Below are 16,072 nucleotides of genomic sequence, written 5' to 3' on the forward strand. Positions count from 1 at the left end.
ATAGAGGGAATTGTTAAGAGTCTTTTGGAATCCTCCGGTTATACCGGAGGATTTTTTTTATTTCTGCAATAATCTGAATGTACCTTTGATTTCGTACTTTGTGCCAACCCATTCCGGATTCATATCTGATGGGTTTTCAGTATTGTATGCAACACCAAAATCATCGGCTTCTGTTGGAACTTTTCCTTTTGCAAAGAACTTTTCTATAAGCTCAACATAATAAGCGGCAACTTTGTCTTCGCTGTCTTGTGAATAAAGAGCCTTGAATGCAGAAAGGGCAGTAGAATAGTCTCCTGCTTCAAACTTATGCATTGCCTTTTCCCACTCTTCAAGATATGTAAGTTTTGTATCAGTTGCTTCTGACTTAAAACCAATCAGTTCATAAAGACGGATAGGGGTTTTTACATTTACAACCTGAACACGGTCAAGACTTCTTACAAGGAATGAATCAGAAAGATCTGTTCTGGTTGCTTCACTAATCAGAATACCACCTGTATGATACTGCTTATTAACTCCTTCAAGACGGCTTGCAAGGTTTACGTTATTACCCATCATGGTATAATTCTTTTTGTTTTCAGAACCCATATAACCGGCAATCATCTCACCAGAGTTCAATCCAATGCGTGTGAAAAGAGTTCTCTTGTTTTGAACCATAATCTTAAAGGCATCATAAAGATCCTGTTCCATATCATCAGATTTAGAACCAGCTGCAATTTCAATGATGTATTTATTCATTTCAACTTCAGCTTTTTTCATTCTGATTGCAGCAGCACAGGCTCTCGCTGCATGATCTTCCATCTTAACAGGTGCACCAACCAGAGCAATGATAGCGTCTCCTTCATACTTATCTACAGTACCTCGTTCTTCCATTATAAGGTTAGACATTTTTGTAAGGTAGAAGTTCAAAAGAGCTACAAGCTGAGCAGCATTAAGAAGTTCACTAAAACCAGAGAATTTCTGGATATCAGTAAACATGGCCGTCATTTCAACACGCTCACCACCAAGTTTGAAAGAAGAAGGATTTGCAACAATTTCATCAACAACTTCTTTTGAAAGACACTGACTGAAAGCACCAGTAATGAATTTCTTATCTTTAGAAGTGCTGATAAAATTCAAAATTGTAATAGCAATAAAGGTGATTGCAAGAGATATTGTTGGAATAGCAGTACCAATATAGATTTTAGTTATTATAAAGAAAAGGAGCAGCAGAATAATAGCTGTACCTTCAATTAAGCCTCCAACAACAAGCTGCTTTCCTGTACTTTTAATTTTGACAGAGCTGAATCCGTATCCAAAGCACAAAAGAATTGCAATAATAACCGAAATCCACCAGGGAGAATCTGTTACAAAATCTTCTGAAAGTAATTGATTTGCAATTGCGTAATGAACACCAGGGTTAGGATATTTTTCTTCATACTGAGTAAGACCGAAGTCTGTTGTACTTGTAGCACAGGTTCCAAAAATACAGAAAGAATTTTTTACTATATTCTTAAGTGCTTCACGAGAATTTACTAAATCATCAAAAATTTCTCGTGCAGTATTCATATTTTCAGAAATCCATGCTGCAGTTTCATCATCTCCAGCTACAGAATTAAGAAGTTTTTTTTCTGTGTCTCCATATAAAAAGTTTCTGGTAGCTTCATAAAAGGCTTCTTTGTAGGCAAAATAATCATCATAAGTTACATCAGCCTCATCATCAGAAACAAGAGCGTCATGAATATAACCGGTTGCGGCGTCATAATATTCGTATGGAAGATCATCTTCCCAGTAAGTGAAAAATCCATTTTCTTTAAGAGCCTGTAGACTTTCTGCCATTGCTTTTTCAAGAAGACGGATTCTGTAGACTTTCCATAACGGAGTATCGTTATAATCATAATAGCTTACATTTTTCGGATATTTGATTAGTACGGTTCCGTCCTGAGCAAGCGGGATTTTAAGATCTCTTGTGCCATCTGCAAAATGACAGTCTTTAAGAATAATTTTATTGCGTTTTACTTCAATTTCAGGATTTCCAAGATAATTCAAAATTGGTGCAAAAAGCAGCTGTGGATAATACTTTCCATTATATTCCATAATGAGGTAAAGGCGTCTGAGGTATCCATCCTTATCGGCATCTGCGTTTACAAAACCTGCCTTTTTTGAATTGAAAAGAAAATCACTGATAGCAGGTTCAACTCTTGAATAGGAAGGAACCTTTGCACTTTTATCTACACTGATATTTTTGAGTGAAAGATTATCTGTAAGATACTGCTCTGTAGTTTCATCAAGGGCAGGGAAGTCATTACCAAAGGTGAGGGTAAGATAAGAGTTTTCAAAAAAATTTAAGTCATTGGCAAGACTATCATCTGCATTGCGTACAGAATACTGAATGGCGGTTTTAATTCGGTTTTGAACAGTTTCCATTACACTGGAAACATCTTCCTGAATAGTATCGCCTTCAGCTTCAGTTAAAAGCCATGTGATATTTTGTGAAAGCTCAGAAAAATCTTCATCAACATAGTGAGGAAGCTCGCTTTCTACATATTCCTGATTAACTTTTGCCTGAGATTTATCAAGAAAACTTAAATCGAATATAGCAGCTTCTGATCCCAGTTCTTTGAGAACTACGAGCGCATCAGCATAAATTTCACGGGAAAAAGGCCAGGTTCCAATTTCGTTTACAGAGGAATCGTCAATATTAACCATTACAACAGAATCAGATTCCTTGAGCTTTGGCAAGGTTCTCTGAAAAAGATCGGCAATTTGATTATCCAGACTTGTAAAAATTAAAAGGGAACAGATAATAACAGAAATAAATGGAATAAGGAGGTAAGTATACTTTTTCATGTGTCTCTCTCTTAAAAAAAAATCCTGTGCTGGAAAACCAGAACACAGGATTTGCTTTGATTTAAATTATAGGATTATTCGTCCCATTCATAATCTTCCTTTGCTTCACTTGCGCGGGAAGAAGCTGTAACAACTGATTTGCTAGTTTTATCAGAGCCGGCAGCAACACCAGAACCCTTGAGAGATGCACCTTTCTTAATTCCAGTATTTCCTGAAGTTGCAGAAGCAAGACTTTCAATAGTTCCTTTCTGCATTGCTTTGATATTGATTTTAGCTCCGTCTAAGGTAAGAATAAGGCTTGAATTAACACTAGTCTGAATTACAGTTGAAGCAGATAATTCCTGACCTTGTTCGACAGCGATCCATTTTCCTGGTGCAGATTCATATGTAACCTTACCAGTAAAAGATTCAACCTTGTAACCAGCAGCAAACAGTGATGAAGCAGCAAAAATAGCGAATAATACGCATACCAAGTTTTTTAGTTTTCTCATAAATTTTCTCCGAATTTAATGATTTAGAATTCAATATATTATCGTACATTTTTCGGTTATTGTCTACTAGAAAATAAAATTGTATTAATATCTTTTTGACTCTTGAAGAATAAGGATTTTCCGTACATAATTAAAGTATGACGGATGAAATGAACAGAAGTGCGTTCGATAAACTTGTTGCCGGAATGGATGCGGTAGAACGCAGTGATATGCTTGAAAAAATAAATCAGTCTGCAGTTTCTGTTGTTCAGCTTGTAGAAACCGAAGAGCTGTATCCCGAGAAAAATGTCAGTCTGCACATCCGTTTTAAAGGTGAATCTGCTCTTTACAGATTTTTCCTCTGGCTAAGAAGTCTTCTTGAAAAAAAAGATCCCGAAAAAATATACAATGAAGATGTTCTTGCTTCTATGGCACGAAGAATAAATCGTGATCATCCTGGAATCTTAAATCATAAAAATGGTCTTATTGATTCTGTCTTCTATGAACATCTTCGTTCTCTTAGATCTTCAGCTGAATTTTTTAAACCTTATTTCAATATAATAGATGAAAATCCTGGTGACTTTTATGTTTTTCTGAGTTCATTTGTTACACCGGAACTCTCAGATATTATTACAGCAGAAGCAGATCCGTTTTCTCTTTCTTTTGATACAGAGCCTGATCTTGCAACTAAAAACAGATTATTAAAAAATCTTGATAGTATATTAAACAATATTGATGGTGCTGCAAAAAGCAATCTGTATAGTGCTGTAAGTTCACTGAACTGGCTGCGTCAGTTTACAAGGCTTCCGTATATTCATTTTACTTCGCAGTTTACAAATCTTACGGGAAATCATTATACCTGTCCGTATCGAAATGCAGTAAATGATTTTTCTAGTTTTGCCGCAGTTTTCTCAAATGTAATGTCCGTACAGAATGAAGTACTGGAAGCTATGCTGATGTTTTCACAGCGAAAGGAGATTACAAAAAACGCACAGGATAAAGATATTGAACGCACAATCAAAGAGTTTATTGCAAAAGCAAATCAGTGCTTTGGTATAATACAGATGTTTATTTCCAATGTTCCGATTATTAAGGTTGGAAAAATCATCAATGCTGATTATGACTGGCTTCCTGGTAATATAGATGGAGTAGAGGGCTGGTTCCCTAATTTCCGCAGTCACTGGCGAAAGATTATCGATGTTCGCTGGGCAGACTGGCTTCGAGAACGTAAAAAGAAAAATCTTGAAACATATCTTAAGAACGATTTTGAGCTTTCAGAATTCCCGGTAATGAAATACCGGCCGTGGCAGGCTTTATGGATGAGAGTTCCTTTTGCATGTGAGCTTACCGGTGGATTCTTGTCCTGGTTCTGTGAAAATGAATATGAAGATATGATGCCTTATCTGAATGATGTTATGATGGAAGGAGTTTTTATTCGTAATGAAAACCGAATTGAATATTCAGAAGGTTTAAATCTTTTTGCACAGGCAATGAGTCAAATGCAGGAACTTCTGGACCGTCTTGCTCCGGAAGGTGAGTATGGCGCTCAGTTTGAAGAATTTGCTACAAGCCGACTCCGTTCTTTCCAGGTTCAGAATCAGATTGATTCAATGATGACTACAACTGAAACTGAAATCCGTGAATGTGTAAAGAAGTTTGGTAAAGGTGCCAGAATGATTGATAAATGCCTTAGCGGAGTTCTTTCTGAAGAAAGAGATAAGGTTCATGATGGGCTTCAGAATATCAATGTAATAAAGGGACATAACAATAGAGTCTGGAAAGATTCTTTAAGAACCTGCTGGGAAACATTGAAGAAAGCCGTATTCTACCTGTCAGAACTGGAGCCTATTGATGCAGCAACAGAACAGTAATCTTTTTGAGTTCCTGGAATTTCACCGTGATGGTAAAGTAGTGGAGGGTGCACCAGTTTGTGGTCTTACCTTAAAAGCCGCCGGCAGCATGCGTTTCCGCTGGAACGAAACAAATCCGAACAGAGCAAAAGTTTTTCGATCTCTGGGCAGTACTGAAGGTACAATTGTCCCCGTACAGCTCGATCACACTCATATCGTTTATAATGTAAAAAAAGCCGGTGATACTCAGGATAAAATCGGTGACGGAATAATTACCGTGAACCGTTCGCTCATACCAACAGTCACCGTTGCAGACTGTATGCCGCTTTACTTGTATGAGCCGGAAACTGGAGTGTTTGGAATAGTTCATAGCGGCTGGAAAGGAACTGGCATTGTTGCTGACGCAATAAAACTCGCGGAAAAAGATTACGGCGCCCGCGCCCAAAACTTCTGCGTAGTTATCGGCCCCCACATCCGCGCCTGCTGTTACATCGTAAATGAAGAGCGTGCCAAATGGTTTTCCGAGAACTTCACTCCCAACTGCGTAACACCGCTCGAACCCGGCGTAAAAGTATTATGGAACAGCGGCGGCGGCCCCCTCTACAGACTCTCGTTAGAAAAAGCCAATTTAGCTGCGCTCCGCACCGCCGGCGTCCCACAGGAGAACATCTGGATACACCCTGCGTGCACGTGTTGTACCAAAAAAAACGGCAGTTTCATCTACGGCTCAAATAGAAGAGAAACCTCGGAAAATGGTAAACCCGACGCTTTCACAGTAATGGCCGCTTTTATTAAGAGTATTTGATAGTTTCTATAATTTTAGGGATTTCAAAAATGTGGGACGCAGGCAAAAAGAATAAGGGGGGACCCCGCCAACGCAGGCGCTGGCGAAGCTACAGCGCCAAGTGAATGGTGGGGGGATAACTTATTTTTTTGCCGTCGCTGGGACCCGCATTTTTGAAATCCCTAAAATTTACAGTTAAATATTAAAGGGCTCATAACTGAGCCCTTACTGATTAAAGTGGAATATTTCCGTGTTTCTTCAAAGGTTTATTAGTAAAGATCTTTGTTTCAAGGAAGTCGAAACTAGCCACGATTCTCTTACGAGTATCTTCCGGCTGAATAATTTCAGTAATGTATCCGCGCTCAGCAGCAATATAAGGAGTCATGATTTCGTTCTTATATTTCTCTGACGCAGCCTGAACTTCAGCAGCCTTGTTTGGATCCTTAAGCTCTTTAGCAAACAGAATCTCAATAGCACCTTCAGCACCCATTACAGCAATTTCTGCCTTTGGCCATGCGTAAACAAAGTCTGCACCAAGATGCTTAGAACACATAGCAATGTAAGCTCCACCGTAAGCCTTGCGGAGAATAACAGTAAGCTTTGGTACAGTAGCCTCGCTGTAAGCGTAGATTACCTTTGCACCGTGGCGGATAATACCTTTCTGCTCTTCCTGAGGTCCCGGAATAAAGCCTGGAACATCAACAAAAGTAAGAAGTGGAATATCAAAAGAGTCGCAGTAGCGGATAAAGCGTGCAATCTTATCAGAAGCGTCGCAATCCAATACACCACCAACTCCCTTAGGGTTGTTAGCAACAATACCAACTGTGCGGCCTTCAATCTTACCAAAGCCAACTACACAGTTAATAGCAAATTCCTTCATGATTTCAAGGAATGAATCTTCATCGATTACGCAGTTGATTACGTCGCGAACGTCGTAGCCCTGGCGTGGATTTTCAGGAAGGATTTCCTTGATTCTCTTAGCGGCTTTCTTTTCATCAAACTTGAACTTTTCGTTTGGTTCAATCTTGTCGCCAAAGTAGTGTGGGATATAGTCCAGAAGACGGCGTACTTCTTCGTAGCATGATTTTTCATCTTCACAGCGGAAGTGAGAAACACCTGATTTTGTAGCGTGAATTGTAGCTCCACCTAGATCCTCAGCAGAAATGTCCATGAACATTACAGACTTAACAACTTTAGGTCCTGTAATGAACATCTGAGTTACCTTATCAACTGTAAAGATAAAGTCTGTGATTCCTGGTGAGTATACGGCACCACCGGCACAAGGACCAGCGATGATAGAAATCTGAGGAATAGCACCAGAAGCACGAACATTCTGATTGAATACGTTACCGTATCCACCGAGAGCTTCTACACCTTCCTGAATACGAGCTCCACCCGAATCGTTAATTCCGATTACAGGACAGCGGGCATCAATAGCCATTTTTGTAAGGTCGGCAATCTTGCGGCCATGCATGTGGCCAAGAGAACCACCCTGAATAGTAAAGTCCTGTGCATAAACTGCAACTTTACGTCCGTTTATTTTTCCAAAACCTGTGATTACACCATCATAAGGAATGTCTTTTTTGTCCATTCCAAAGCTGGTACAGTTGTGTTTTACACCCTGATATGTTTCTACGAATGAATCTTTGTCGCAAAGTGCATTGATACGCTCAATAGCGTGAAGCTTTCCCTTCGCGTGCTGTTTTTCAACATTGTATTCCATAGTTAACCTCGTATTCTATTATGACAAATATTGAGAAATTGTCAATATGATTAAAGGCCTAGAGAGGCATATGGATGTGTCAGATAGTATTCAATCTGTTCTTTTTCTCTCTGCATTGCATCTTTTTCCGGCAGCCATTCATATTTAGAGCGGAGACTGTCTACGGCAGGAATAACTTCACCGTTAGTTTTTTCAAGGGCAGCAAAGTAATCCTTCTTAAAGGCATTGCAGTCTACACCAAGATTTTTTCCATCATATTGAATATCAGTGATAATCCAGCGGTTCTTTTTGAAGGTGAGGGTAACGGTAGAAGTTACTTTTTCTACTATATAATCAACCTCTTCTCCCTCTGTATAAAGCAGATAATATTCAACCTTGTGAACAGAAGTACTGCCATTCTCAAGTGTAATATTTCCTTCTTTTTCGAGAGGAGCTGGATTTTGATTTTTCTTTTTAAGTTCTACTGCAAGAGTTTCTGCTTTTCCGTCAATCTTAAGGTTTGTAACTCCGTAAATACCAGAGCGCTTGTATTTAGCTTCATCAGTTATATAGAAAAGCCAGTTAGCAGGATAACCGAAGCCGTTGTCATTTCCATAAGCAAGACGCTGTTTATGCATAACATAAATACGGCTTACCATATCACCATAGTCACCGGCAGCTTTTCCATCTCCAAAATCAGAAAGCAGCATAGTATCTTTTTCGTTTACACCGTTCATATAGGCGCGGATTGTCTGAGTTGAAGTGAGTCCGACAGAAGTATAATCTTCGCCGCGGGTTCTTAATGTACTTACAGTAACACAGATAACTATAACTATGATTGTCGCAATTACTGTAAGGGTAGTTGCGTTTCGCTTGATATGGCGTTTTGTATTGATTTTAGAGTTTTGTGCTTTAATATAGGCAGAAACCTTTTCCTCAAAGTCTTTGTCTTCTTTATTATTCTGACTGAGGCGGAAGGCTTCATCAATTTTTTCGAGAGGGAAGTCTGCAACAGGGCGCAGATCTTCACTTGATTTTCCCTTCTTGCGTTTTCCAGGAACATTTACAGCGGTAGAATTAAGCTTGAGTGCATTGTTGATTGCAAGGGCAAGTCCGCTGTCAATTCCGTTAACACAGTATTCAATCGGAAGGAATTTTCGGTCAAAAATATCTGCATTGCGGGCAATAGAATCTGTTGCTGTAAATGGAAGACGGCCTGCAAGAAGTCTGTAGATTATAGCTGCCCGTTCAAAACAAAGTGCAGGAAGGTCTTTTATTGTATCATTCAAAAAACCTGTATGCTGATTGAGAGTTTCTTCTGCGGGAAGTGTATTTGCTGCATAACTGAATAATGCCTCCGGAGCAAAAAGAACTTTTTCTCCATCGATCATAATTCCGCCGGCTCCAACAAATGGAATCGGATTTCCATTTGTGGCTGCAGCAGTAATGGCAGTGCATACAGCTTTAACAGCTGTAAGAGCGTTTTCACCGCCTTCTTCAAAATACTGGGCAAGTGTCTTTATATTTTCAGCATCATTGCCCAGAGGATTTTTAGCACAATAGAAAACGACTCGCTGAAGACTTCCGTTTTTCTCAGCGTCGTAAGATTTTACATCTTCAAAAGTCCACTGACGGAAGTTTTTACCGTCAAAAATCACACCCTCATAACTGAGAATATTATCGTGACCTGTTTTTCCAAAAGTGTACTCATCAAGATTTGAATTAAGTCTAAGCTCTCCGTTTTCTATTGTCAGTAACTGCATTATCGTTTACCATCCGCGCCATAAAGATATTTGAAGTAGTCCATCTTAGTACTGTAAGTAGCAGGGTAATCTTTAAGATTCTGCTTGTAAGATTCCATACTCTTCCAGAAAGTGTAGAACTCAATGTCCTTGTTGTAAGCAGCAGCATAAATTGCGGCAGCTTCAGCATCGGCAGCACCCTTAATTTCCTCAGACTTGCGGTATGCTTCTGAAGCAATTGTGCGCTTGTCGTTTTCAAGACGTCCAAGCCATTCAGCCTTTTTACCTTCACCAAGTGAGCGGTAAGCCTGAGCAACCTGATTTCGGTCCTTAATCATTGAGTTGTAAACTGATTCGTTGAGTTCTGCAGAGTATTTTACCTGGCGTGGAACAATGTCCAGAAGTTCAATACCCCAGCCACGAACCTCGTCCTGTGCTTTTGCTGTCATCTGGCGGCAAAGCTCGCTGCGGCCCTTAGTAACTACCTCGTTTACTGTATCAGCATTTACAAGCTTGTCGATTTCTTTTGTCTCTTCATCTTTTTCTGCTTCTGTATTCTTTCTTTCATTGATGATGTTAGAAGAACGTACGATTTCACTCATACGATTCTGAGTAATAACAGTACGACATGAAGAGTCAACGATATCAGAAAGCTTATTATAAGCATTGTCCAGAGTCTGGAAGTTCTGATAGAAGGCAACCGGGTCAGTAATTCGCCATCTTGATGTAGTATCTACTATTATATACTGATTTTCTTTAGTAGTGATGCTTTGTGGGTCGCCATCAAGAGAAAGAATCAGTTTTGGATATTCAGTTACCTGATCAAGGAAAGGTACTTTGATATAAAGACCTGCTTCCTCGTGAGAATCAACAATCTTACTGAAGCGGGTAATAACAACCTGCTTTCCTTCATTTACGATATAGAATGGTCCTGTCAAAACAAAGAGAATAAACAGAATCACAATAGCGATAAGCCAGCCAATAAATTTTTTCATTGCTTTAGTCATTAGTCTGTCCTCACTTTAGTCCTTAAGATTTTTTACAGGAACAAGATTTTCAAGCTCGCTGTCGATAAGTTCAGGCTTTTTCTCGCTGCCAAAAATCTCTGCCATAGTTTCAAGATAAATACGTTCTTTTGTTGCTTTAGGAGCACGCTTGTATTCTTCGTAAACGGCGTTGAAACGGGCAACATCACCCTTTGCCATGTTAACACGTTCTGCGGCATAACCTTCTGCAACCTGAATCTGACGGTCTGCTTCACCCTGAGCACGAGGGATTTCTGCATTGTATGCTTCCTTACCTTCGTTGATAAAGCGTTTCATATCCTGACTTGCCTTGTTTACATCTTCAAAAGCCGTCTGAACTTCTACTGGAGGAACTACATTCTGGAACTGAACTGTTGTTACGTTGATTCCAAGTCCGAGTGCTTTAAAGTTTTCGTTCATCTGCTCCTGGGCAAGGTTCTGGATTGTAGAACGGTCAGAAGAAATTACATCAAAAATTGCACGGTCACCAACCAGAGTGTTGATTACCGAGCGGGAAATATCACGGATAGTCTGTTCGCGTTCGTAAACATTGAACAGCCACTGCTTAGGATCGGTTACCTTATACTGAATAACCCATTCAACATCTACTATATTAAGGTCGCCTGTGAGCATTTCTGATTCTTCAGAAATATTGTTTTTGTACTCGTTGTTGCGGCCGGCTTTAATTGTCTTAAAACCAAACTGCTCTGCTCGGAGAGTTTTAATATCGACATTGTAGTTTTTGTCGATGCCAAACGGAAGCTTAAAATGCAGTCCGGAACCTACAGTCTGTGTGTATTTTCCAAACCTTGTGATTACTGCATTTTCAGTTTCATCAACTACATAAACACTTGAAAATCCTGCAATTACCGCAATTCCCAGCATAATCAGCCAGAAAAGCAGGGCAGGGCCTACGCTACGTCGTACACGTTTAGCTTTCTTTACTTCTTCGTCAGCCATCTTTGGCGCCTCCTCCTCGTGTCATTCCGAACTTGTTTCAGAATCTTATTTTAAAGATATAGACTAATATAAAAAAATACAACAAAAAAAAGGATTTTAGGGTATAATATTTAATATGGAAGATAAAAAAGAAAAAAAACGTGCAGGTCTTGGGACCAGAATCCTTTTACGAATTGTGACAATTATTGTTGTGGCTGCTATTGTGCTGGGAGCCGGTTATTTTGCATTTAATCGTTTTGCCGGCGTAAAAACAGAAAACAAACTGGCGCTTGTAGACCGTCAGCTTTCTTATTGTCAGGAGCTGGTAACTGCTAAATACCGTTACAGTGACATAATTACCCTGAAAAAAACTTCGGGCTTTGCAAAGAGCTACAGTATTATTAAGTACACGGGGATTATTCGTGCGGGAATTGCTGATATAACTGATGTTTCATACAGTGTTTCGCTCGACGGAAAAACTATAACGCTTAGCGTTCCAGAGGCGGAGGTGCTCGGCAATGAGATTGTGAGCCAGAGTGTTTTCGATGAAAAGCAGAGTATTTTTGTACCTATTTCAACTCAGGATGTTTTTGATGAAATAGAAAAGGCTAAAACTGAAGCAATGGAAGATATGATTGCTGAAGGTGTGCTTGATGAAGCCCGCGAGTATTCCATCCGCATAATCACTCAGTTTATGCTGGCTCTAGGCTTTGAAGAAGTAAAAATCCGATAATACCCTTCCGTCATTGCGAGCGAAGCGAAGCAATCCATTTAATAGATTGCCACGTCGCTGCGCTCCTCGCAATGACGACTAGTTGTACAAAATAAGAAAATTCTAAGAGATTTCTCTTTATTTAACATAAACGCTTGAAATCATAAAACGTTTTTGTTAACTTTAAATACATGTCTACAGTTAGAAAACTTACTCAAGGCCTGAGTAAGCGATATATAGTAAATACAATTCTTTCGCCGGTTGTAATGATCGGCGAAGTTTTGATGGAAGTTGTTATTCCTTTTATAATGGCCAAAATCATTGATGTTGGAATTGCGGGAAAAGACCTGCCGTTTGTTGTTAAATACGGCGCCATTATGGTCGGACTCGCTGTTATATCACTTATCTGCGGTATGCTGGGAACCCGTTTTTCAACAGTTGCAGCACAGGGCTTTGCCTGTACACTGCGCCAGAGACTTTACCGCAAGATTCAGAGCTTTTCATTTGCAAATATTGACCGTTTCAGTACAGCTTCTCTTGTAACTCGTCTTACAACTGATGTAAACATGGCTCAGAACGTGTACAGAATGCTCATTCATATGTGTATCCGTACTCCGTTTATGCTTGTTGCCGGAACAATCATGGCTTTCAGAATGAACTCTCAGCTTGCAGTTCTCTTTTTGATTGCAGTACCGGTTATCGTAATCTCAATCCTTACAATTTCTAATATTGCGCATCCTCGTTTTAAGAAGATGATGGCAAAGTTTGATGCATTAAACGGTGCAATTCAGGAAAACCTTATTGGTATTCGAATTGTAAAGGCTTATGTTCGCGGTGAGTTTGAAGAGAAAAAGTTCCGCAAGGCAGCCGATGATGTCCGCACAGCTCAGGTTCATGCAGAAAGGTGCATCATCTTTATGATGCCTATCATGCAGCTTGTAATGTATGTTTCCATGATTTCTGTAATGTGGTTTGGTGGAAGACTTGTCGTTGGCGGTCACATGCTCAGTGGTGAGCTCATCAGCTTCTTCACTTATGTAACTCAGGTACTTTCTTCTATCATGTTCCTTGGAATGGTTTTTGTTTCTCTCGTAATGGTTCAGGCTTCTAATCAGCGTATTGTTGAAGTACTCGACGAAGTTCCGGATATCAAAAATCCTGAAAATCCTGTTATGGAAGTAAAGAACGGCGCAATCAGCTTTGATAAGGTTGATTTCAGTTACGGTAAGCGCGAAGACAATCTGATTCTTAAAGATATCAATCTTGAAATTAAGAGCGGTGAAGTTGTCGGAATTATCGGAAGTACCGGTTCTTCTAAGACTTCTCTGGTTTCTCTTTTGCCACGACTTTATGATGTTTTCAAGGGCTCTGTAAAAATCGGCGGTGTTGATGTACGCGATTATGATATTACAGTACTCCGTGACAGTGTTGCCATGGTGCTTCAGAAGAACGTTTTGTTCAGTGGTACAATCCGAGACAACCTCCGCTGGGGTAATGAAAATGCCACAGAAGATCAGATTATTGCCGCTTGTAAGGCAGCCGATGCAGACAGCTTTATTACTTCTTTCCCTGAAGGTTATGACACAATGCTCGGACAGGGCGGTGTAAACGTTTCCGGTGGTCAGAAGCAGAGACTTTGTATCGCACGTGCTCTTCTAAAAAATCCAAAGATTCTTATTCTTGATGACAGTACTTCTGCCGTTGATACTGCTACAGAAGGCCGCATCCGCAATGCTCTAAAAGAGCTTGCTCCAGAAACTACAAAAATCATCATAGCTCAGCGTATTTCTTCTGTAAAAGAAGCAGATAAGATTATCGTTCTTGATGAAGGAACTGTAAGTGGTGTTGGAACTCACGACGAACTTTTGAAATCAAACAAGATTTACCGTGAAGTATTTGAATCGCAGCAGCAGGGTAGCGGAGACGCAGACCTTGCAGGAGGTGAAGACTAATGCCACCAGTAAGAAATAAAGGTTTTGGAAAACCAAAGGATGCAAAAAAGACTATCGGCCGCATCCTTCAATATATGGGAAAATTCAAGGCACTCTGGTTAGTTGTCTTTTTATGTGTAATCATCAGTTCTGGTGCTTCTGTAATCGGAACTTACCTTATTAAGCCTGCTTTGAACAATTACATCATTCCGATGATTGGAAGTCAGAATCCTGATTTTACGGGCTTTGCAAAGCTTCTCATTGGAGTTCTTTGTCTGTTTGGTGTTGGAGTTCTTGCTTCATGGTGTAACTCACGCCTCATGCTGTACATCTCTACAAACCTTTTGTACAACGTGCGCTGTGATTTGTTCAGCCGTCTCGAGAAGCTTCCTATTAAATATTATGATGCACACACTCACGGTGAGCTCATGTCGCGCTTTACAAACGATACTGATGCTCTTCGTGAAATGATGAGCCAAACAATTCCTCAGCTCTTTTCTTCTATTATTACAGTTACTTCTGTATTTGTAATGATGATTTCTTTGAGCCCGATGCTTACAATCATCATGCTTGTAACTATGTTCCTTATCACACTGAGCATGGCTGCTGTTGGAAAACGCTCTGCTAAAGCTTTCCGCGAAAATCAGAAATGCATTGGTGAAATGAACGGTTTTATAGAAGAAATGGTTGAAGGTCAGAAGGTAATCAAAGTATTCAACCACGAGCCTAAGGCAATCGAGCAGTTTGAAACTTTGAGTGACAATCTTCGTAAAGCCGGAACAGCCGCTATGACTTATGGTGGACTCATGGGCCCTATGATGAATAACTTCAGCCACATGCAGTACGCCGTTGTAGCTATTACAGCTGCAGCTTTTATGATTCTTGGCGAGGGTGGAGTAATGAGCTTCAACTGGTTTACTGGAATCATGAATCTTGGAACTATTGCAGCCTTCCTTCAGTACACACGTTCTTTCAGCCAGCCAATCTCTATGATGAGTATGCAGGCAAACTCAGTTCTTAATGCACTTGCCGGCGCGGAACGTATTTTTGCTGTAATCGATGAAGAAGAAGAAATTGATGAAGGCGAATATACTCTTGTAAACGCTTATGAAGCAAAAGAAAATGACGGAGCTGAAAAGCTTGTTCAGTCTTATGCTTCAACAGGTGAATGGGCATGGAAGAATCCTGCAGATAATTCACTTCGTAAGCTTGAAGGTGAAGTTGTGTTTGATCACGTTACCTTCGGTTACAAACCTGAGAAAACTGTATTGCATGATATCTGCATTCACGCAAAGCCTGGTCAGAAGATTGCTTTGGTTGGTTCTACAGGTTCTGGTAAGACAACTACAATCAATCTGTTGTCTCGTTTTTATGATGTACCGGAAGGAAACGGCAAGATTACTTATGACGGCATTCCTTTGAATGAGATTTCTAAGGCAAGTTTGCGTAAGTCTCTTGGTATGGTTCAGCAGACAACACACCTGTTCACAGGAACTATAAAAGATAATATCCGTTACGGAAACCTTGAAGCTTCTGATGCTCAGATTTACGAGGCTGCAAAGCTTGCAAATGCCGACCACTTTATCCGTCATCTGGAAAACGGTTACGATACAGTTATCACAGGTGATGGTGCAAGCCTTAGCCAGGGACAGCGCCAGCTCTTAGCGATTGCACGTGCTGCGGTTGCTGATCCTCCGGTACTTGTTTTGGACGAGGCTACTTCTTCTATTGATACACGTACAGAAAAACTGATAGAAGAGGGTATGGACTCCCTGATGAGCGGCCGTACAACTTTTGTAATTGCACACCGCCTTTCAACAGTCCGCAACGCCGACGAAATTATCGTTCTGGAGCATGGAAATATTATTGAACGCGGTACCCACGACGAGCTCATCGCTGCAAAGGGCCGCTACTACTTCCTGTATACCGGAAACAAAATCACATTAGATGAATAAACACTGTCATTCCGAACCCTTCGCAGCATAGCTGCTCGGAGACTCGCTCAAAATGCTCCCCTGGAGCATTTTGACGGCTTTCAGACGTCGCTCCCTAAGTTTCGGGATCTCACGCTTGACACCACACTCCTTTGTG

The 16,072-nt window shown here is 40.3% G+C and carries 11 protein-coding genes; 5 read left to right on the forward strand and 6 right to left on the reverse strand.

Features of this window, described 5'->3' with window-relative positions; genetic code table 11:
• Positions 1-57 precede the first annotated feature (57 nt).
• Both AABJ44_RS04815 and AABJ44_RS04820 read right to left on the reverse strand, forming a co-directional pair.
• Entirely contained in the window at positions 58-2,826 is a 2,769-nt protein-coding gene (locus tag AABJ44_RS04815) for a CHASE2 domain-containing protein (RefSeq protein WP_338370799.1), read from the reverse strand.
• 74 nt (positions 2,827-2,900) lie between these two features.
• Positions 2,901-3,317 (reverse strand): FecR family protein, encoded by a 417-nt coding sequence (locus tag AABJ44_RS04820; RefSeq protein ID WP_074642774.1) that lies wholly within the window; start codon positions 3,315-3,317, stop codon positions 2,901-2,903.
• Positions 3,318-3,454: 137 nt separating this feature from the next.
• Between AABJ44_RS04820 and AABJ44_RS04825 the strand changes: the two genes are divergently transcribed.
• Both AABJ44_RS04825 and AABJ44_RS04830 read left to right on the forward strand, forming a co-directional pair.
• Positions 3,455-5,167, forward strand: coding sequence for a DUF5312 family protein (locus AABJ44_RS04825; protein ID WP_338370801.1), 1,713 nt, complete (start codon positions 3,455-3,457; stop codon positions 5,165-5,167).
• Positions 5,148-5,951 (forward strand): purine nucleoside phosphorylase YfiH/LACC1 family protein, encoded by an 804-nt coding sequence (locus tag AABJ44_RS04830; RefSeq protein ID WP_338370803.1) that lies wholly within the window; start codon positions 5,148-5,150, stop codon positions 5,949-5,951. The genes AABJ44_RS04825 and AABJ44_RS04830 overlap by 20 nt, the downstream gene beginning before the upstream one ends.
• A 211-nt stretch (positions 5,952-6,162) precedes the next feature.
• On the opposite strand, the gene AABJ44_RS04835 is transcribed toward AABJ44_RS04830, so the two are convergent.
• Genes AABJ44_RS04835 through hflK form a run of 4 tightly spaced genes read right to left on the reverse strand, consistent with a single transcriptional unit; the run spans position 6,163 to position 11,359 of the window.
• On the reverse strand, positions 6,163-7,653 hold the full coding sequence (locus tag AABJ44_RS04835) for an acyl-CoA carboxylase subunit beta (RefSeq protein ID WP_074642768.1): 1,491 nt from the start codon (positions 7,651-7,653) through the stop codon (positions 6,163-6,165).
• 50 nt (positions 7,654-7,703) lie between these two features.
• Positions 7,704-9,395, reverse strand: coding sequence for a hypothetical protein (locus tag AABJ44_RS04840; protein WP_338370805.1), 1,692 nt, complete (start codon positions 9,393-9,395; stop codon positions 7,704-7,706).
• The gene (gene hflC / locus AABJ44_RS04845) at positions 9,395-10,381 is read right to left on the reverse strand and encodes a protease modulator HflC (RefSeq protein WP_338370806.1); all 987 of its coding nucleotides are present in this window, start codon (positions 10,379-10,381) and stop codon (positions 9,395-9,397) included. The genes AABJ44_RS04840 and hflC overlap by 1 nt, the downstream gene beginning before the upstream one ends.
• A gap of 15 nt (positions 10,382-10,396) precedes the next feature.
• Complete coding sequence (gene hflK / locus AABJ44_RS04850; protein ID WP_083379794.1) at positions 10,397-11,359, reverse strand: FtsH protease activity modulator HflK; 963 nt, start codon at positions 11,357-11,359, stop codon at positions 10,397-10,399.
• A 115-nt stretch (positions 11,360-11,474) separates the two neighbouring features.
• Between hflK and AABJ44_RS04855 the strand changes: the two genes are divergently transcribed.
• From AABJ44_RS04855 to AABJ44_RS04865, 3 genes are all read left to right on the forward strand, one after another.
• Positions 11,475-12,071 (forward strand): DUF4230 domain-containing protein, encoded by a 597-nt coding sequence (locus tag AABJ44_RS04855; RefSeq protein WP_338370807.1) that lies wholly within the window; start codon positions 11,475-11,477, stop codon positions 12,069-12,071.
• Between the two features lie 170 nt (positions 12,072-12,241).
• On the forward strand, positions 12,242-14,002 hold the full coding sequence (locus AABJ44_RS04860) for an ABC transporter ATP-binding protein (protein ID WP_338370808.1): 1,761 nt from the start codon (positions 12,242-12,244) through the stop codon (positions 14,000-14,002).
• Complete coding sequence (locus AABJ44_RS04865; protein WP_338370810.1) at positions 14,002-15,936, forward strand: ABC transporter ATP-binding protein; 1,935 nt, start codon at positions 14,002-14,004, stop codon at positions 15,934-15,936. Before AABJ44_RS04860 ends, AABJ44_RS04865 begins: the two co-directional genes overlap by 1 nt.
• Positions 15,937-16,072 lie beyond the last annotated feature (136 nt).

It is taken from the genome of Treponema bryantii (assembly GCF_036492245.1).
Taxonomy (GTDB): domain Bacteria; phylum Spirochaetota; class Spirochaetia; order Treponematales; family Treponemataceae; genus Treponema_D; species Treponema_D bryantii_C.